Origin of the sequence: Haloferula luteola (assembly GCF_014201715.1) — a bacterium.
GTDB classification, from domain to species: Bacteria; Verrucomicrobiota; Verrucomicrobiia; order Verrucomicrobiales; family Akkermansiaceae; genus Haloferula; species Haloferula luteola.
The window spans coordinates 147861-167192 of the sequence record NZ_JACHFD010000003.1; the positions used below are offsets into that span (position 1 = coordinate 147861).

Below are 19332 nucleotides of genomic sequence, written 5' to 3' on the forward strand. Positions count from 1 at the left end.
TCCGTCCGCACTCGAAAAGCGCGAAGCTCAGTCCATCGAAATCCGGAAAGTGGTCCGGCGTTGACCTCCTTCCTCCCGTTCGTGGATCGTTACCTCCTTGAACTCCTCAAGTGCCGCGATCCCTTGACGAATCTTCGGGAGACTTTGCTGGAATTTCTCCCACTGATCCGGATGAGGGAAGAGTTCAGCTCCCTGTTCCTCGACGACCGCCAGTGTTTCCGAGAGGTAGTCACTGAGCACATCGAGATCGAGTTTCAGCCACGCTCCCACCCGTCCCCCATCGGAATCGGCTTGGGCGGCCTTGTCCAACAGCTCGAGAGCTTGGTGGCGTGAAGTGGATGCCGCAAACCAATCGTCATTCAGCGTCACGGAGGGCTTCGCATCATCCGAATACGCTGCAAGGTCGTAATACCAAGTGATTTGGCCGTCCTTCTCGGAGGACGTCGGGGCTGGCAGTGAAAAATCTCCAGCTCCCATCTCCCGGGCTTCGACAAGCAAACCGCGCAGGCCGCCTTCCATCTCCAGCCAAGCTTCACCCAGCTGCGCACGATCCTTGACCGCAGCCACGTAAGAGGCCCGGGGAATGGAGACCTTTTCGACCACCGCGGGCGGAATCCCGGGAACCGAAGGCATGGCGCCAGCCAAATCGACCACCAAGGCACGTTCCGCCCCCAGTCCCGCATCCGCCTGGGTGATACCGTTCCACACCTTCAACAAATTCTCCCGCGCATTTTCGTCGAAGACCTGAAACCACTCCGAGAACCTTGCCATTTCGGGAGTAGCAGGCTCCAAACCTGCGACATGCTGAGCCGCGGTGTAAGCGATCGTACAAAGGAGATCGAGATACTCGTGCATCGCCTTTTGGTAGTCGGTCGAAGCCATTCCATCCGCAAACAGAAGCGTGCGCTCGCCTTCCCCCAAGGAACCCAGACTCAACGCTTTTCCCTGACGATTCCCGGTGATCTCAATGCCACCAAAGGTATCGAACACCAATCCGCCATCCTCCGAAATCATCCCGCCAAAGGTGTCCGCCGAATAAAATTTCATCAATGCCTCCTGATGGTCCTCCACCAGGCCCAGCAGAGCGATCAGTTCACGCGGATCGCCAAATCCCTCGGCTTCACGCAGACCATCGATCACCCCTGAAACCGTATCGGAGATTGATGAGTTTTCGAGGCCGGTCGACAGCACTTCTTTCGATCCATAAAGGAAGCCATAAGTAGCTTTCCCTTGGAAACCATCGATGAAGGAAACCTCGGAGTTCGCCGCGAGCGAATCATCCAGACTCTCCGCCAATGGGCAACTTTCCACATCTGGCCCCAAGTAGAGCATCACATACTGACCCATCGTCGCCGACGCCATAACCACCTGCTTTTCGCGCACCAGAGAGATCAACTCCTGAGCCACCTCCGAACCAAACTGGGCGCTCAATTCAGCGGCATTGGCCTCCATTTGCTCCGCCACCATCGCCCCTTCCAATTTGAGCCCCGTGAAAGATCCTCCCCCTGCTTCAAAGGCCACCAACTCGGACTGCTGCCCCACCATCGCCAGCAACTGTGAGATTTGCCCCGATGTCATCACTCGCTCCTCTTCGTCCTCAATCTGAACGCCAAACAAAAGAGGCGGAATCGAAAGCTCCTTCAGTGCGGGAAGAAACATTTTCATGTCCCCACTTATGCCCTCCAGAAGGGAACCTTGCCCCAGGGACTCCATGTTCTCCATGCCCTCCAGATCGCCCTTCACCACGGACTCGGCCGCAGTCCGGGAGAGATCCCGATACTGGTAGTAGCTCAACCGCCCTTGAATCACTCGCAGATTGCTGAGGAAGTCCTTCATCCCCTTCCCAAACACCATCACCCACTCCTGACTCGATTGGGGCCCAAGAACTTGGGCAAACGACCCCATCCCTCCCGTCTCCGCACCCGGCGCGCCCGGCGCCAACTCAGTGAAAAACTCCCACGCTTTCAGCCCCCTGAGTTTCGCAAGCCCCTCACCCACCTGCTTGAGCGAAGCCACCCCATCCACGTCCGCCTTCACCATACCCGTGATGGGAACGATTCGAGCCCTCTCCTCCGCAGAGAGACCCACCGGCAAGCCCATCGACTCCGCAACCTCTTCGACCACCGCTTCCACAACGCTCTTCGGAGCGGATTCCGCAGCATTCTCCTTCTGGCATTGGGTCAGCAAAAGCGTCGAAAATGGAACCGCATAAATCCATGGACGGGCGAAGTTCATCATGTCGGCAAACTACGCATTCGAATTCCCTCCCGACAAGGATCCCCCTATCAAAAACCCACAAATTCAACACAGAGAGCCAAAATGACCGCTCTCTCAGCGCGGATTCGGACATCGCTATTGCGACATCCCCGCCTTTGTGGAACCGTTCCCCACGCCTCCGAATCATGGGCATGCCGACCACCCTCACCACCAGCGACCGCTTTCCGTTCGACCTCGTTCGCCCCCACCTGGACAAGGTGGAGACTTCCATCCGCGAACAAGTCCGTGCCTTTGATCCTGCCGTAGAGCCCTACGTCTCCTACGTCTGCAACACCTCCGGCAAAAGAATCCGGCCAGCGCTTTCCATTCTCGTTGGGGGAGCCTTCGGAAACCTCGGAGAAGAACAACGCAAGCTCGGCGTCATTCTCGAACTCATCCACATGGCCACCCTCGTCCACGATGACATCATCGATGGCGCCGTGACCCGTAGGATGGTTCCCACCGCCAATGCCAAATGGGGCAATGGCCTATCGGTGCTGCTCGGAGATGCGCTCTTCTCCCATGCTCTCGCCCTCGCCACCGAATTCGACGACATCACCATCTGTCGCAAGGTCGGGAGAGCCTCCCGCGAAGTTTGTGAGGGTGAAATCGTCCAAACCCAACGACGCTTCGACCTTTCGCTGACCAAGGCGGACTACTTCCGGATCATCGAAATGAAGACCGGAGCCCTGTTCGCCGCGGCCACCGGAATCGCTGCCGCCCTCTCTGATGCCGACGAAGCCACCGAACAGCGCTTGTTCAACTATGGCCTCCGGCTCGGCACCGTTTACCAGATTTACGACGACTGCCTCGACCTCGTCGGCACGGAAGACGCCGTCGGCAAGACCCTGCGCACCGACCTCGAAAAGGGCAAACTGACCCTTCCCATCCTCAATCTCCTTGAGTCCGCTTCGGAAGCCCAACGGACGAAGCTAAACAAGCGCATCATCGAGCAAGAACCTCTGGACCTCTCGGTTCTCGTCGGAATCGCCGAATACGAAGGCGCCATCGAGTCCGCCGTCGATACTGCCTGCCGGATGCTCGACGACTGCCGGGAAGATCTGTCCGGGCTTCCTGACAACGACTTCACAGCAGCTCTCCACCAGATCACCCGTTTCCTCGGGTCCCTTCTGGAGAAATGCCGCCGCTGAGGCCCGTCGAAGGCAAAACCCCTTTCCTGCGTGGGGCGGAGGTCACTTCCGCCGCCACACTCACGGATTTCCCCCAGGCTCAAGCTCCCCGCATCAGCGAGATCTCCGCGAGGCTGATCATGGCCTTGTAGAGGTCTTCCCGTGGGGCAGTCTTCAGCATGTCGATCGTCACCGCGCGCTCGAGGGTGAACTTACCCGACCGCACTCGCCGCAAGGCGCTCAGGTGCGCGCCGCATCCAAGATGCTGACCGATATCGTGAGCATAGGTGCGCACGTAGAATCCTTTCGAACAGTCCACCGAGAACGTCACCTCTGGCAACGCAATGTCCCGGATCTCATATTTCGTGACATGCACCGGGCGGGGATCCCGCGCCACTTCCTGGCCCTTGCGAGCCAATTTGTAGAGCGGCACACCATCCTTCTTGATGGCGGAAACCATTGGAGGAATCTGTTCGAACTCCCCCTTAAAGACGCCAAATGCGGCGTCAATTTCTTCCGGAGCAAAAGACCGGACTTCCTTCTCCTCAAGAGGTTCCCCTTGGCGATCCTGAGTCGAGGTAGTGACACCGAGTGTCAGCGTCCCCTCGTACTCCTTGTCTTCGCTCATCAGCAAATCCTGGATCTTCGTAGCGCGCTCCACCACCAGCATCAGCAGACCCGTCGCCATCGGATCAAGCGTCCCGCAGTGGCCAATCTTCTTCGTACCCAACGCACGGCGGGCAATCGCAACCACGTCGTGTGAGGTCATATCGGGGGCCTTGTCCACAACCAGCACACCGGAAGGGACTTGGGAAACAACTGAATGGGGTCGGCTCATGCTTGAAAAAATGGGAAACTTTAAGGCAGCAAAACTCAATCGTTCAGAGTGGCCAGCTCGGCTTCGATGGCTTCAATCACGCGCGATTGCGCATCAGCAAGTGGCCCGGACATGCGAATGCCAGCAGCCAGAGAATGCCCGCCACCACCGAACAGCATGCACACCTTGCAGGCATCCACACGGGGATCCTTCGAGCGCATCGAAACCCGAATTTTTCCATCGGGCAACTCCTCGAAAAAGACAGCCACGATCACCCCTTGAATGGCGCGGATGATGTCGATCAGCCCCTCACTGTCCTCTGGCTTCACGCCAAGGCGCGATACCGTCGCCTGATCGAGCTTCCAATGGGCCAAGCGCCCAGCAGAGCTCACTTCGAGGGTATTGAGCAGCGCGCGCATCAGCTCCACCCGCCGCATGGGATGATTGTCGTAAATCAGGGCGTTCAACGGGCCCACCTCCGTTCCACCACGCACCAAGTCCGCCGCCATTTCGTAGGTCTCCGCGGTGGTGCCACGATACTGCCAGGATCCCGTGTCCGTCGACACCGCGACGTAGATCGCATCCCGCGACTCTGCAGGCATCGGCAGACCCAGTTCACGAATCAGGGAGTAAAGAATCTGCCCCGTTGCTGGGCTGCTGGAATCGATCAGATTCAAATCGCCATATCCCGGATTCGACTTGTGGTGGTCGATGTTGATCCAGCGTCGGCAGTTGGCCACAGCCGCCAAGGTCCGCTCGCCCAAGCGCGGTTGGGTCGCGGTGTCGAGCGCGATCACCACGTCCACCTCCACCGGTTCCCCAGATGGTCGTTCGATTTTCTCCGACCCCGCCATGAAGGCGAGATTCTCCGGCAATCCATCCTCATTGATCAATCGCACCGTCTTGCCGGCCGCCATCAGGGCAAACCCCAAGGCAATCTGAGAGCCAATCGCATCGCCATCTGGACGCACATGACTGAGCAAAGCAAAGCTCTCGGAATCGTTCAGCCATTGGCCGATTTCTGCGATGACAGGGGTCTTGCTCATGGTCGGATGGTCCGGTAACGGGGGCCGCGGATTCTCCCGATCCCCCTCGTCGGGGCAAGGACAATCCGGCCGAATTGCCCGTCTCCATGTCGAAATCACCCCTTGGTACGCCGCTTGCTAATTTCCTGACTATCGGCGTAAAAATACTTTGGTCTTCTGAAGTATCTCCCGTATAAAACGCGTCTGAACGGACGTATCGATTCTTATCCGATGCACGGCGCCCTTGCACGCTTCCTGACTTTTGCCCTTCTTGGCCTTCCCTCGCTGCTTTGCGGCAAGGAATCGCAACCCGCGGATTCGACGGGGGAAATCATCATGACCAGTTGGCCCTGTGTCTCCCCCGATGGCCGCAAAGTGGCCTTTGAGTGGCGTGATGACATTTGGTCCTGTTCCATCGACGGCGGCCGTGCCACCCGCATCACCGCCCACCCGGCACGGGACAGCTACCCACGTTTTTCACCCGATGGGAAGACCCTCTACTTCTGTTCGACCCGCTCCGGCACTCTGCAACTTTACTCCATGCCGGTCGAAGGCGGCCCTGCGACCCAACACAGCTTTCACTCTGAGGGCGGCACCCTCGAAACCATCTCTCCCGATGGAAACACCGCGCTCATCCGTGGTGAGCGCGACGAACCCGGATTCCGCCCGCAACGCCTGATCCAGGTCGATCTCCGGCGCAATGCCCCGGAGACCTACCTCTTCAATACCAAGGGCAACAGTGCCTCCTGGCTCGCCGACGGCTCGGCCGTCATCTTTTGCCGTGAAGGCGAGCAACTCTACCGCAAAGGCTATCGGGGCCCCCGTGCCTCATCCATTTGGCGCTACGATTTCTCTACCGCAGACTTCACGCCCTTGGTCAAAGAAGAATGGGAAGCCAGATCTCCCCTGCCTTGGCCCGATGGAAACGGCTTCTACTACGTCTCCGAACAAGACGGCACCTTCAATCTCTGGAGCCGCAAAATGGATGGCTCCGAAGACCATCAACTCACCCACTTCAAAGATGACGGCGTGATGCTGCCAGCCCTCTCGGGCGACGGCTCAACGCTGGTCTTCCGCCGCGGCTTTGACCTCTGGAAATTCTTTCCCCAATCCGGCGACGAACCCGTAAAACTCAATCTCTGGCAAGCCGAGGACCTTCCTGACACCACGAAGGAAATGCGGGAAATCGACGGCACCGTCGATGCCGACTTCTCGTCCAGCGGATTGGAGATCGTGTTTCGCGCCGAAGGGGAGCTGTGGACCATGGACACGGTATTGCGAGAACCCAATCGCATTACCCGCACCGACGCCCGCGAAGACGACGCCGTTTTCAGCCAAGACAGCCAATACATCTACTATGCGAAAGATGACGGCCTCGAATGCCAGATCTGGCGGATGAAGCGCCGCCACCCGGACGAGTTCTGGTGGCAAACGGAGTCATTCGAAAACGAGCAACTCACCTTCACACCAGCACCCAAAAGCCGCTTCTCACTGAGCCCCGATGGCCAGAAACTTGCCTACGTCGAAGGGAGTGGCGACCTCATGATCGCCGATGCCGATGGGAAAAACCCTCAAATCCTCTTCGAGTGCTGGAACGCCCCCACCTTTGATTGGTCACCGGATGGGGAGTGGATTGTGTTTGCCGCGCAGGATCAGAATTTCAATCGCGACATCTACATCGTTCCAAGCGATGGCAGCCGCAAACCCTTCAATGTTTCCCGCCATCCGGACTTCGAGGGCTCTCCTCGTTGGTCGCCCGATGGCACTCGCATCGCCTTCACCGGCCGCCGCCTGAACAACGAAATGGGCTTGTTCTATGTGAACTTGCGACTCGATGAAGCCGTTCGATCCACCCGGGACCTCCGGGAAATCGAGGCCGAAGCCGCCATGCGCGATGATCCCACCTATCAGGACGACAGCGAGAGCGAGGAGGAACCCCCACCTTCCGGTGAACTGCAGGACGATCCCACCCCCATTCCTTCGCCTCCGAAGAAGAAAAAGCGCAAGCGGATCCCCATCGATTTCGACGGCTTGAGTGAACGAGTCGTCCGCCTGAACACTCGCGGCATCGAACCCAAGCGAGTGATGTGGTCCGGCGATTCGGAATCCATCCTCTTTCAATCCGAGAACAGCAGCAACGACACGCTCTACCAGATTGAGCCCCGGCCCGGCGCGAAGATGGAATCCATCGCCGACGAACGCGGTTTGCCCATTCGATCGGAGAAAGATGGCACTCTCTATTGGATCGTCGACCAATCTCCCGCCGTCCTCAAGAAGGGCCGCCTCAAGAAATACTCCATCGACGCTCGCTTACTGAGAGATCGCATCGCCCACCAACGCCTCTGCTTCCGGCTCGTTTGGCGCACCTTGAGGGATCGATTCTACGACCCCGAAATGAACGGCCTCGATTGGAATCGGATGCTCGCCAAATACGAAACCGTCGCCGCGGAAGCCCCCGACTCCCGCACCTTTGACCGCGTCGTTGGCATGCTCCTTGGCGAACTCAATGCGTCTCACCTCACCTTCATTTCTGAGGAGTGGCCCAAAGCATGGCAAGTCGACGGCTCAGAATTCCAGCAAACCCGTCACCTGGGCATTCGCTTCCAACGCCACGGAGCGGGCGATCCGCTCACCGTCGCCAGTGTCATTGCCGGTAGTCCTGCTGCCAGCTGCCAACCTCCCGTAAAACCCGGCGATACGATCGTTCGGATCAACGGCATGCGGGTCGATAGCAGCATGCCCGTCTACCGATTCATGAACGGCCGTATGGACCGGCGCATCGAACTCGTCGTCCGCGATGCGGAGCAGAAAGAGCATAGCCATTCTCTAGAGCCGATCTCCTATGAGAAAGCCACGCTTCTCGCCGAAGCGGAAGTGATCACCCAAAACCGTGATGAAGTCGACCAACTCTCCGATGGCAAACTCGGCTACATCCACATCGCCCGCATGTTCTGGGACGACTTCGATCAATTCGAACGGGAGATCTACGCCGCCGGCCATGGCAAAAGCGGATTGATCATCGACATCCGAGACAACGGTGGCGGCTTCACCACCGATCACCTCCTTACCGTGCTCTGCCAACCGCGCCATGCTGTCACCATTCCCCGAGATGGAGGTCCGGGCTATCCTCAAGACCGCAAAGTCTACGCATCCTGGCACAAACCATTGGTCGTCCTCTGCAACCAGAACTCCTACTCCAATGCCGAGATCTTCGCCCATGCGATCAAGACTCTCGGCCGCGGGAAACTGGTCGGCGTCCCCACCGCAGGCGGCGTGATTTCCGCCACCCGCGATCGCATTCTGGATGCCGGCACACTGCGCGTCCCCTTCCGTGGATGGTTTCTTCCCGACACCGGCGAAGACATGGAAATGAACGGAGCCGTCCCCGACTACATCGTTTGGCCGGATCCCACCGACCAAATTGCCGGAGTCGATAAGCAACTCGAAAAAGCCGTCGGAGTGCTCCTCGAAGACGTCAAAACCGCCGTCGAGAAGCCCTTTACGCCCCACTACCGCAATCGCCACGCGTTGCCCAAATAACCGGGCCCCCACCATGGGACCGGATCTCATCGAAGATCCGGCCCGCGACCCTTCGCGCGATCAATCCAGTGCTTCGACGGCCGCTTCCAGGCTGGCGAGATCTTCCACGCTGATCACCGTCACCTCCTTGGCAATCTTGGCGACCAATCCTGCCAACACCTTTCCAGGACCCAGCTCGATAAAGGTCGTGTGCCCATCGGCCACCAACTTCTGGATCGATTCCGTCCAGCGCACCGATCCCGTCACCTGCTTCTCAAGCATTTCACGAATCTCCGCGGGTTCACTGACCGCCTGGGCGGCATAGTTGCACACCACTGGAATGCTCGGAGACCCCATCGTCAGCCCGGCCAATTCCTCTGCCAGCTTGACCTGAGCCGATTGCATCAAGCGGCTGTGGTAAGCGCCCGCAACCTTCAGCTTCACTGCTTTGCGAATGCCCTTTTCCTTGGCTGCTGCCACGGCGGCATCGACCCCCGTTTCATCGCCGGAAATCACCGTCTGTCCCGGGCAGTTAAAATTCGCGACGTCGACATCGCTTTCAGCCGCCAACTCGGCCACCGCTTCGTCGGAGCCACCAATCATGGCTGCCATCGCTCCTTGGGTGGCATCGCAGGCCTCCTCCATGAAACCTCCCCGCTGCGCCACGATGCGCAGGCCATCCTCGAAAGAAAACGTCCCGGCCGCCGCATGCGCCGTGAACTCTCCCAGCGACAAGCCTGCCGCCGCCACCGGGTTCAAATCCGGGCGCTTCTCCCTGAGCAAATCGAGGGCAATCAAACCGTGCAAATACAAGGCTGGCTGACAACGGGAGGTCCGCGTCAGTTCCTCCTCCGGGCCTTCAAACATCACCTGAGAAAGAGGAAAACCCAAAGCCTCATCCGCTGCCGCGAACTTTGCACGCGCAGCCTCGGAGGCTTCGAAGAAATCCTTCCCCATGCCCACCTTTTGGGCGCCTTGGCCGGAAAATAGAATGACGACGTCGCTCATGTTCCCGCCGTCCTAGGCACAAGCCCGCTTCGGGATCAAGACCCGCCCGCAGCGGAATCGTGTCACCGCGGCAAAGGAATCCCCCGATCCACCACCGACCGAGTCGCTGCCTCGCGCAGCCTCAACGGAGCACCGTCAGGTACCACTCTGCCACCTTCCAACCACCGAAGAACCAGACCAGCGCACCGAGAATCAGGTAGGGACCAAAGGGCAACTGCTTGCCGAATCCAATTCTTCCGAAAATCGCCGCGACGATCGCCAACAACGAACCGCCAAACAGCGAAAAGAACACCGCGAAGGGACCCAAAAAGGCGCCGATCACTCCCATCAGATGAACGTCCCCCATGCCCATCGCCTCACGTGGCACCACCGCTTTGGTGGCCGTGCCCTCCAGAGACTTCAGGTCCTCGATCGCGATCTTGCGCCCATCGGGAAGCACCACTCCAGCTTGGTCAATCACCACCTCCCCTGCCCCTCCATCCTCGCCATTCACCTTCACCGAATCCGCGGTGATTCGCAGACGATCCGAAGACCGGAAAAAGATATCCCACCAAGCCAGCGAATCTTCCCCCATGTGGAAAAGAATCGGATCATTCTCCGTCTCCGCATCCTGCAAACGCCAGGCGACCGGCTTCTCATGCGACCACTCCATTTTCCCAAACGCCAACTTTCCCAACAACACCACCGCCCACAGACCAAAGAATCCAAAAACCCATCCCAACACCGAAAACTTCAAACCGCTCCACCACCCCGTCGATAAACCATCCCATCCGCAAAGGTCAGCGAGCTCCGGCTGCAACACCGCCGCCACACACGCCGCGACCGTTCCCGAAATCGACAACTCCAACGGAATGATCATGTGCTCCGCATCGATGAATGTCATCGCCACAAAAGCCGCGAGCAGAAACCACACGGGCAAAATCGCCAAGTCCGCCATCACGAATTCACCCACCGGCACTCGCGCGCCCATCACCCTCCAGGCCCCAACAAAAAGCAGGCCCGTCAGCAGCTCGACCCAAAAATATCGCATCGAAATCTTTCCGCCACAGTCCGCACACTTCCCCCGCAACCACAACCAACTCACCAACGGCAAATTCCTCCTCATCGGAATCGACGCCTTACAGCCCGGACAAAAGGATCGCTTCGGATCATTCACCGAAAGCCCCAACGGGAGTCGGTAAATCACCACATTCAAAAACGAACCGACGCAAATCCCAAACAGGAATGCCACCAGCAGCCACAACGGATGATCGAGCGGAGGATAGATCACGCGCGGACTCAAGCGGATGAAATCGGATTCGGAAACCTGAAAACCGTGCCCCTTCGAAGCTCCCTGCCGATTCAGAACTTGAGAGAATGACCACGGACGTCGAAAGGGGAAAACCTCCGACGCCCGTGGGCCCTTTGGGGGGCTGTGTTATCCCTTACGGAGTGGAGACTTGCACACCTCCCACCGGGACTCCATCACGTCATCGCGGCACCCTTCGCTTTCTCCCCAAATGCCTCGTAGCAAAAAACTTGCTTTCACCCGATCCCGGGCGCCGAGGGGGGAGAATCTCGGCGCCCCGGTGTCGACCCACGTCGACGCCTGCCACGGCAAAAACTCTGCTAGGTTCACCTCCGCGTAGCCATTACGCCTTCACGGTCCCCATCACAAGGGGGCACCTATAATCGACCAGCCGCCTTGATGTCCAGATAGCGGTTCGCCAAGGCCACCGGCAACTCATCCGCGGGGACATCCAGCGTGATCACCCCATGACTGCGCAACGAGGCCAAGGTTTGCGCACGCTCCCGATCGTAATGCTCCGCCGCTGCAAACTTCAGAGCATCCGCAAACTGCTCCACCGGACGCTCCCGCGCATCCTCCAACGTTCGCTCCCGCAAACTGGCCAGCACCACCACATGACGCCGCGTCAGGCTCGCCAAAGCCGGCACCAACTCCGTCGCATCCTCGCCACGCAGATTCGTCAAAAGCACCACCATCGCCCTCCGTTGCTGCCTCGCCTGCAACTTCTCGGCTGCCGCGGTAAAATCACTCGGCGCCGGCGTCGTACGGTAATCGTAGAGATGATCCAGCACCTTCGGCATCGAGTGGAAACCCTTCACCGGTGGCATCCACAGGTCACTTCCTCCAAATGATTGCACCCCGACGCGATCTCCCTGTCGCAGGGCGATCGACGCAACGAGCAACATCGCATTCAGGCAATGATCGAACTGTTGAAGCTCCCCATCCCTCGCCCGCATCCGTCGCCCCGTGTCCGCCAAGAAAATCAAGGTCTGATTGCGCTGCTCCTGGAACTCGCGACTGATCAACTGCGCCCGCCGGGAACTCGCTTTCCAATCGATCTGAGCCCATGGGTCCCCCTCTCGATATTCCCGCAGCTGATGGAAGTCACGACTTGAGCCCACCAGCGCCTTGCGCACGATCCCCATTTGGTCTTGGCGAGAAGCCATCGACAAAAGAGCCAATCGAAGGGTCGGCTCGTAGTCAGGATACACTTTGACCGCCACCTCTTCCCCCACCCTCCATGCACGCCACCACAGCCCCAAGGGAGACCGCGCTCTCACATGCATCGGACGAAACATCGCCAAACCCCGCTCCAGAATCTTCACCGGATGCTCGATTCCAGTCGTCGACTTTCCTGCTACCTCACCCCTCCAAGGCATCCTGGGCGCATCACTGCCTTCCGGGATTCCATCAAAAATCTCGATCCGTCTCCGCCGCGCTGCCGCATGCACCACCTTCAGCCGCACCACACCCACCTCGCCGACCGCGAAGCGGCCAGGCACCTCGCGCATCACGGAAATCCCTTTGACCGAAATTCCTAACAACGCATCGAAGGCCGCCAGGCCCACCATGGTTCCTCCCACCGCAGCCCAGGCCCACAACCAGGACCGCTCGATGGAAACCAGCAGGCCCAGGAGCACCCACACCCCGCCAAGCGCCAGAGCTCTGGAAGACGGAATCACGAACGGGGAGCCGGCACCGACTCCACCAAAGCCTTCAAAATCCCATCCCCATCCTGACCGCTGATCGCCACCTCAGGGGCCAGCTGAATGCGATGCCTCAACACCGGCAACGCCGCTCCCTTGATGTCATCCGGAATCACAAAATCCCGTCCATGAAGAACGGCAATCGCCTTGGCAATACGAACCAATGCGATGGCTCCCCGAGTTCCCGCACCCAACGTCACAGCACGGGACTCCCGGGTTGCCTGCACGATCGCCACCGCATAGTCGACCACTTCAGACACCACCTTCACCGCTGCCGTTTCCGCCTGCGCACGCACCAAGTCCTCAGGGGTCGCCACAGCCTCGACTCGCGCCACCGGTGACTCGCCGGGCACTTCTGCAGCCGATCGCGTCACAATCTCCCGCTCCGCCTTGGCCTCAGGATAGTCCAACAAAATCTTCATCAGGAATCGGTCCAACTGCGCCTCGGGCAGCGGATACGTTCCTTCATGCTCCACAGGATTCTGCGTCGCCAAAGTCATGAACGGCGGCGCCAACAATAAGGTCTCCCCGTCAATCGTCACCTGCCTTTCCTGCATCACCTCCAAAAGCGCCGACTGCGTCTTGGCAGGTGCCCGGTTGATCTCGTCCGCCAATAGCAAGTGCGTGAACACGGGACCCTTCCGGAGTTGGAAAGTCTGGCTCTTCATGTCGAACAAGCGAAACCCCGTCACATCCGATGGCATGAGATCCGGAGTGAACTGAATCCGCCCGAACGACCCCGCAAAACTCTTCGCCATCGCCAGCACCAACTGCGTCTTCCCCAAACCCGGCTTGCCTTCCAACAACACGTGTCCTCCCGCTAACAAGGCGGCCAGCACCTGATAGACCACTTCCCGTTGGCCGAGCAACACCGTCTCGATTTGTTCACGCATGCGTTGGATCGCCGTCGTGGAAGACGGAGTCATCGGGGGAGGGGGCGATTCTTGAGAGGGTTCGTTCATGGCAAAGATTGATGAATGGCTTGAAGGTCGGCACCGATGCGCGTGAAGCGGGCACCGTCACGAGGAGATTCGTAAAGCATCGCCTCCCGCACCCGGTCCGGCGAAATTCCTACCCGCTCGGCGATCACTTCGAAAATCTCGTCGTCCTGACGCCCAGTGGCCATGGCAAAGCGGTGCGCTCTCTCCATCAAGGACTCCCTCAATGGAGCCAGCAACCCGCGCCCTCGATCCAACCGCCAATGAAACGCTCCCAACGACTCCAAGTGGTGCTCGCTCGACACCAAAGGGCGCGTCGATTCCTCCCCATCCACAGGTCCAAATCGGGGTAAGTTTTTCCACAGCCACAACAGCGTCAAAACCCCTAATGCCACCAAAAACGGCCAAGCTTTCTCCCAGATCAACGACCAGAAAGACAGTTCCGCAAAACGCAGAAAAATGATCGTCCCCCACGCATCCGTTGCATTCGCCAAAGCCTGCAACAACTCCGCATGATCGTAGTCACCCACATATCGGTTGCGCAGGGGCAAACCACTCGCCAATGCAGTCACTCGCCCCTCCCCCACGGATCGGGTTCCCAAAAACTTCCCATCCCCAATCCGAGCCGTCGATTCCATGAACACCTCGAATTCCTCTCCTCCAAATGGCAACTTCTTCGCCGAATCTTGGTCCGTCTCGCTGACCTCCAAACCCAATTCCGCCAACCACCTGACATAGGGCTGAGCTTCGCTGTCATCCAAGATCTTCTGAAAGCGCGGACGGTTCCAGTCGTCGATCCCCGCCTCGCCATCATGCACCAGCACCACCAGATGCCCCCCCTCGTGGACCCACTCCTGCACTTGGGCCTCCTGCCCGACCGATTCTAACAGCGATAGCGGAGCGACGACCATCACCTCCTCGGAATCGAATTTCGGCCAACGCAACCCTTGCCCGATCTCGAAATCCTCTCCCTCCAAAAAACGCTCGGCTGCCAGATAAGGATTCGACCGAGCCAGCCCCTTGTGGCCGATCTCGCGGGATTCCTCGCGAAATTCACAGCTCGTCATCCCACCGAAGAGAATCACACCGAACAACAGGAGCCCTCGCTTCACGCGGTGCCCCCTTTCTCCTGCGATCTCGCAGTGCCAAAGGGCCAGCGGTGGCACAACCCCTCCACCACCCGATCTTCTGGCTCTCGCCGTGCGTAGGCGAGCCGGCTCCAGACTTGCGTCAAATCCTCAAAATATCCGGCCTCCACCACCCCCGCATCATGGACTCGTCGCAGGCAATCCATCTCTGTGTCCGATTCTGCAATCTCCACACCCGGCACCCGGATCATCCAAGAAATCGCACCACGATACAACAACGCCAACGCTTCTTGCCGCCGACCACCGAGCCACGCCGCCCAAGCCGCCTTCGCCACATCATCTGGTAAACTGCTTTCCCTCACATCCATCCCCATCACCACCGAAGCTCCCAACTTCGGGGCCGACGGGTTCGCTTCCATTCGGCGGTTGAGGAAGACATGTCGATGGGAATAGATCAACCAACTCAGGAAGACCACGGCCAGCACTGCCAGGGAAACCAAGGCGACGTTCCCCAACACCGCCATCACATCCATCCATCCCGTTCCTCCCGAAGACGTCGTCATTGGCCGCCGAGAGAGCCAACGCTCCAGCCAATCCCAAGGAACCCATTTCCTGGTCACTTCATGATGCACCTCGAAATCCGGATCGGACAGCACTTCCCCCATCCGGTCTTTCGCCCCGTCGTCGCCACGCACCATCCCGCATCCCAAGCACACGGCCATCATCCAAATCGCCACCCGGGCCAACCGCGCAGCAATCCTCCGAAACGACAATTCGACATCCCATCCCTCAATCCAGGTTCTATGGTTCACGTAGATCCCAAAACCCGCTCCGGTCGCAAATAGATCCGTCAAAGCCACTGCAAAAGTCAGACAAACTCCCCAAGCCACTGCCAACCCCATCGGCATGCCTTGGGCTGGAGTCAGCTGGCCGGTCTCCAAGGCCGTCGCCCACTCGGCTTTCGCCGTCACCGGCAAGAATAGATACAAAGTACTGATCCCACTTACCACCAACCACCCGGTCAGTCCGATTCTCCATAGGTGCAACTGCACCAAACTCGAGTCTCCCCGTCGCATCAGAGTGCGGCATCGCGTGCGATAATCACGGCCCCGAAGCCCTTCCAAGTCCTCCACCGGCATCGTCAGCGGACGCCAAGGCGAAAAGCGGGCCCATCCCAGACGATACCCCCATCGACGCCCCATCGCTCGAGGCAGCTCCCGTAATTCCTCAGTCAACTTCGGAGCATCTCCAAACAATCGCCGACTCAGCTGGAAGAGCACCATTCGCGAGCCCACCGGAACCCACCACCAAAACCCCAAAAAAGCCAACACCGGACTCCACCAGAACGTCACTCCCGCGACCATCACCATCGGCGCCATGCCCAGCCACCAAGACAACAACAGGCGCCAAAAATCTCTTCTTACCAAAGCCAACCCGAGGTCCACCGCCTCCCAGTCGCTGCGAGGTCTCAGCTCTGCTGTCACCGATTCCAACTTCACGCGCGCCCCCTTCCCACCCGCAGGAAATACACCCCGTGCATGGCCCACATCACCGCCCCAAAGCCATATTTCACCATCGCCGGAAACTCCTGGGCCGACCAGAACCCCTCAATGACCGCCGCCAATGCCGTCAAGGCCCCGGCTCCATAAATCAACGGAAGGGCACCCTTGGCAGCCGCTGCCAGGGATCTCGACCGACTCATTCGCCCAGGCCGTAGCACCCCCACTCCCAACTTCATCCCAGCCATTCCCGCCACCACCATCCCGATCAGCTCCGGTGCCGAATGCCCGGCCACAAATGTCCAAAATGCCGATCCATCGCAAGCATAGCTTGCATACCCCGCCGACCCACCAATCAACAAACCATTGTAGACCAAATAAAACACCGTCCCCAACCCCGCCACAATGCCCCCAGCAAAAATCCGAAAGTCGATCCCAATATTATTCCAGATATAGTAGCCAAACATCGCAAAGTTCGACCCATACTCACTCCTCATGGCTGAAATCGAATCTGACTCTCGACCATACATGCTCTCCATCGCAATCACCTGATCCGGCCCCAAGATGGCGCGCACCCAGTCCAAATCACGGCTGGCGATCATCAACATCGCGAAAAAAGGCACCCAAAACAGCAGGCTGGATAACCAGAACAATCGAGCCTCGGAACGCACGATGGCCGGGAAATCCTGCCCGACGAACCGCACCACTCGATCCCAACCTTCACGCCGCTGCCGATAAAGCAACTTGTACCCCCGGATCACCAATGTATTCAGGCGCTCGATCGTGGCGCTGCGGTACATTCGATGGCTCGCCAACGCCAAATCGGCGCACAGCTCACGAAACTTACGGGGAAGCTCCTGCGCTCCTTGGGGTGCGGGTCCCCGTTTCTCCAGCCCGCTCACCAATTGCTCGAACTCCTGCCACGCCTTTTCGCGTCTTGCTTCAAAATCCGCCTCCTTCACCCCCTCAATTCCTTTCCTGCAACCACTTCGCCATCGCCAAGAGCCTTGAAACTCCTGCCGCCCCCTTCGCTCCACTCAGCTCACTCACATGATCCGCAATCTCTACCTGCCGACCCGGTGACCACGTCGCCAGCCGATCCTTGAACGCCGTAAGGGCTCGAACTTCCTCCGGACGCAACGCCACAGCAGGTGCCCGCACCTCTGCAACCGGCAATCCTCCACCCATCGGTCCCGAGGGCTGCCGATCGTAGATCACCACCGTGCCCGCCGCCAAATCTCCCAACCTCTGGAATCGACGAGTCGCCATCATCGACACCAATGCAAAGCCAAAAGTCGGCACCCCGGCAATCCCACCGAAAAGATAGGGCATCCCATCCGCATACCTTAAAAAGTTCCGCAAAACCGACTGCCCCCAGGTGATCGGTGACCCCGATTTTTGCACCACTCGAAGACCGCAAATCTTCTTACCGGGAGTCGCCCCCCATTTCCCCGCCTCGAAAAACACCGGATACCACCAGGAAACCCCAAACCAAAAAATCATCGAAACCCCATCGATCGCCATGCCGGGGATCGCCAAATTCAGCAAACCCACCAAAAACCCGAAGCCCAACATCAACCCCGCTTGGATCAACAAGTCCAACAATAAGGCTCCGCCCCGCGGAAAGGGCCCCGCAATCCGTAGACGGATTTCCACTCCCTCGGCGAGTTCCATCGCCTGCAAGGTGTCCAATCGTCGCTCCGCCTCACCCGTCATCCTTACCACCTGCACCATAGGCATCCGCAGCTCGGGGTAAACTCAGAAGTCTCCGCAAATCCCTCGATCCAGCATTCCCACCACTTCTCGCTTTCTTTGGTCTCTACCACCTGCGATCTCTCGGCATGCTTTTGGGAACTCATGTCCTGTTACCGGTCAATCTCGCCCTTATGGTGGATCTGCCGCGAATTCGACATGGGAACACTCCCCTCTTCTCCGGCGGAGGCCTACTCGCCATCGGCATTTTTGGCGCCCTCCCGGATCTTTGTTCTCCCCACGTTTCCCTCGATGCACGCCATGCGAGCCTCTCGCATACATGTCTATTTCTCGGCTTGCTCATCTTCATCTTGGCCGCACTGACATCGTTTCTACACAAGGGCCAGCGATTGCGACTCGCTGCCGCCTGCTGGCTCGCGAGCTTTCTCCACCTCGCTGCGGATGCCGTCTCCGGAGGCATTCCCTGGCTCCACCCATGGAGCGAGGATATCCTCGGAACCTTCTACATCGATCCGCTCTGGTGGATTCCCTCCGATATCGTCTTTGTCGTCATCGGAAGCTCCCTCCTATTGATCCGTCGCCGCTGGCTCCATGCCCCTCCCCGCCCCCATCAGGATCTACCTTCCCCGTCACCCCACTAAAATCTCACGGACCCAGAGCCACGGCGACTCGGCAACATGCCCGAATCCCAAAATGACGCCTCCGAGCCATTGATCGAACATCCTAGGAAATCGCGACCCGAAGCTTCCATTGGAAACCTCTCCCCGACCTCCAATCTGATCTCCTTCCGCCGGTAGTGCCTTTCTCGAAATCCCTTGGATCAGGGCAGTCGATTGAAGAACGGCACCAGAATCTGCGTCGCCAAATCTTCTGGGCTGGCCGCCAAATCCAGTACCAGTGCAGTTTCCGGCCGTTCCAGTGTCGCCAACTGACTATCCAACAAAGCGGGCGGGAAAAAATGATCCGACCTCGCTTGCAATCGCGCAAGGAGCTGATCGCGACGGCCATCGAGAAACACAAAAACCACCTGAGGTCCCGCTTCCCGCAAGACATCCCGGTATTTCCGTTTCAGCGCTGAGCAGGCTAACACCAGAGTCCGGCCCGCCTCGTTGGTCGCACGGATATGATCGCGCAACGCCTCCAGCCACGGCTGCCGATCCCCATCGTCCAGAGGCATTCCCGCTGCCATCTTCTGACGATTTGCAGGTGAATGGAAATCGTCCGCATCGGCGAAATCCGCTCCCGTGCGGTCCGCCACCAAGCGACCTACCGTGGTTTTCCCGCAACCGGAAACCCCCATAATGACGAGCGTGAACTGAGGTTTGACCGGCATAGAGAAGGAAGA

At 58.9% G+C, this 19332-nt stretch carries 15 protein-coding genes; 3 read left to right on the plus strand and 12 right to left on the minus strand.

Annotated elements, in window-relative coordinates:
- Positions 1 to 27: 27 nt before the first annotated feature.
- Positions 28 to 2238: a hypothetical protein gene (locus HNR46_RS04080; protein WP_184016065.1), complete on the minus strand. Its 2211-nt coding sequence runs from the start codon at positions 2236 to 2238 to the stop codon at positions 28 to 30.
- A 170-nt stretch (positions 2239 to 2408) separates the two neighbouring features.
- On the opposite strand from HNR46_RS04080, the gene HNR46_RS04085 reads away from it, so the two are divergent.
- Entirely contained in the window at positions 2409 to 3407 is a 999-nt protein-coding gene (locus HNR46_RS04085) for a polyprenyl synthetase family protein (RefSeq protein WP_246417909.1), read from the plus strand.
- Positions 3408 to 3486: 79 nt separating this feature from the next.
- Here the strand turns inward: HNR46_RS04085 and truB are convergent, their stop codons facing one another.
- Entirely contained in the window at positions 3487 to 4224 is a 738-nt protein-coding gene (truB, locus tag HNR46_RS04090) for a tRNA pseudouridine(55) synthase TruB (RefSeq protein WP_184016068.1), read from the minus strand.
- A 35-nt stretch (positions 4225 to 4259) separates the two neighbouring features.
- Positions 4260 to 5249 carry a DHH family phosphoesterase gene (locus HNR46_RS04095; protein ID WP_184016070.1) on the minus strand — a complete coding sequence of 330 codons (990 nt, stop codon included), beginning with the start codon at positions 5247 to 5249 and terminating at the stop codon, positions 4260 to 4262.
- A 210-nt stretch (positions 5250 to 5459) separates the two neighbouring features.
- Between HNR46_RS04095 and HNR46_RS04100 the strand changes: the two genes are divergently transcribed.
- Positions 5460 to 8768, plus strand: coding sequence for a S41 family peptidase (locus tag HNR46_RS04100; protein ID WP_184016072.1), 3309 nt, complete (start codon positions 5460 to 5462; stop codon positions 8766 to 8768).
- 60 nt (positions 8769 to 8828) lie between these two features.
- Here the strand turns inward: HNR46_RS04100 and fabD are convergent, their stop codons facing one another.
- The 8 genes from fabD to HNR46_RS04140 form a co-directional block, all read right to left on the minus strand.
- Positions 8829 to 9755 (minus strand): ACP S-malonyltransferase, encoded by a 927-nt coding sequence (fabD, locus tag HNR46_RS04105; protein ID WP_184016074.1) that lies wholly within the window; start codon positions 9753 to 9755, stop codon positions 8829 to 8831.
- 121 nt (positions 9756 to 9876) lie between these two features.
- Positions 9877 to 11025, minus strand: coding sequence for a prepilin peptidase (locus HNR46_RS04110; protein WP_184016076.1), 1149 nt, complete (start codon positions 11023 to 11025; stop codon positions 9877 to 9879).
- A 395-nt stretch (positions 11026 to 11420) separates the two neighbouring features.
- Entirely contained in the window at positions 11421 to 12689 is a 1269-nt protein-coding gene (locus HNR46_RS21330) for a DUF58 domain-containing protein (protein ID WP_184016078.1), read from the minus strand.
- Between the two features lie 32 nt (positions 12690 to 12721).
- Entirely contained in the window at positions 12722 to 13711 is a 990-nt protein-coding gene (locus HNR46_RS04120; protein ID WP_184016080.1) for an AAA family ATPase, read from the minus strand.
- Positions 13708 to 14754, minus strand: coding sequence for a DUF4350 domain-containing protein (locus HNR46_RS04125; RefSeq protein ID WP_184016082.1), 1047 nt, complete (start codon positions 14752 to 14754; stop codon positions 13708 to 13710). The genes HNR46_RS04120 and HNR46_RS04125 overlap by 4 nt, the downstream gene beginning before the upstream one ends.
- Positions 14755 to 14795: 41 nt before the next feature.
- Complete coding sequence (locus HNR46_RS04130; RefSeq protein WP_184016084.1) at positions 14796 to 16274, minus strand: DUF4129 domain-containing protein; 1479 nt, start codon at positions 16272 to 16274, stop codon at positions 14796 to 14798.
- Complete coding sequence (locus tag HNR46_RS20820; RefSeq protein ID WP_184016086.1) at positions 16271 to 17236, minus strand: stage II sporulation protein M; 966 nt, start codon at positions 17234 to 17236, stop codon at positions 16271 to 16273. Before HNR46_RS20820 ends, HNR46_RS04130 begins: the two co-directional genes overlap by 4 nt.
- Positions 17237 to 17240: 4 nt before the next feature.
- Positions 17241 to 18014, minus strand: coding sequence for an RDD family protein (locus HNR46_RS04140; protein WP_184016088.1), 774 nt, complete (start codon positions 18012 to 18014; stop codon positions 17241 to 17243).
- Positions 18015 to 18115: 101 nt separating this feature from the next.
- Between HNR46_RS04140 and HNR46_RS04145 the strand changes: the two genes are divergently transcribed.
- Positions 18116 to 18628 carry a metal-dependent hydrolase gene (locus tag HNR46_RS04145; protein ID WP_184016090.1) on the plus strand — a complete coding sequence of 171 codons (513 nt, stop codon included), beginning with the start codon at positions 18116 to 18118 and terminating at the stop codon, positions 18626 to 18628.
- A 179-nt stretch (positions 18629 to 18807) separates the two neighbouring features.
- On the opposite strand, the gene HNR46_RS04150 is transcribed toward HNR46_RS04145, so the two are convergent.
- On the minus strand, positions 18808 to 19320 hold the full coding sequence (locus HNR46_RS04150) for a gluconokinase (RefSeq protein ID WP_221285002.1): 513 nt from the start codon (positions 19318 to 19320) through the stop codon (positions 18808 to 18810).
- Positions 19321 to 19332: the final 12 nt, after the last annotated feature.

Excerpts from the sequence above, each read along its gene's own strand:
- HNR46_RS04100 (WP_184016072.1), top strand. The coding sequence starts at position 5,460 with ATGCACGGCGCCCTTGCACGCTTCCTGACTTTTGCCCTTCTTGGCCTT.
- HNR46_RS04085 (WP_246417909.1), top strand. The coding sequence starts at position 2,409 with ATGCCGACCACCCTCACCACCAGCGACCGCTTTCCGTTCGACCTCGTT.
- HNR46_RS04080 (WP_184016065.1), bottom strand. The coding sequence starts at position 2,238 with ATGATGAACTTCGCCCGTCCATGGATTTATGCGGTTCCATTTTCGACG.
- truB (WP_184016068.1), bottom strand. The coding sequence starts at position 4,224 with ATGAGCCGACCCCATTCAGTTGTTTCCCAAGTCCCTTCCGGTGTGCTG.
- HNR46_RS04120 (WP_184016080.1), bottom strand. The coding sequence starts at position 13,711 with ATGAACGAACCCTCTCAAGAATCGCCCCCTCCCCCGATGACTCCGTCT.
- HNR46_RS04150 (WP_221285002.1), bottom strand. The coding sequence starts at position 19,320 with ATGCCGGTCAAACCTCAGTTCACGCTCGTCATTATGGGGGTTTCCGGT.
- HNR46_RS04145 (WP_184016090.1), top strand. The coding sequence starts at position 18,116 with ATGCTTTTGGGAACTCATGTCCTGTTACCGGTCAATCTCGCCCTTATG.
- HNR46_RS04140 (WP_184016088.1), bottom strand. The coding sequence starts at position 18,014 with ATGCCTATGGTGCAGGTGGTAAGGATGACGGGTGAGGCGGAGCGACGA.
- HNR46_RS04095 (WP_184016070.1), bottom strand. The coding sequence starts at position 5,249 with ATGAGCAAGACCCCTGTCATCGCAGAAATCGGCCAATGGCTGAACGAT.
- HNR46_RS04125 (WP_184016082.1), bottom strand. The coding sequence starts at position 14,754 with ATGACGAGCTGTGAATTTCGCGAGGAATCCCGCGAGATCGGCCACAAG.
- fabD (WP_184016074.1), bottom strand. The coding sequence starts at position 9,755 with ATGAGCGACGTCGTCATTCTATTTTCCGGCCAAGGCGCCCAAAAGGTG.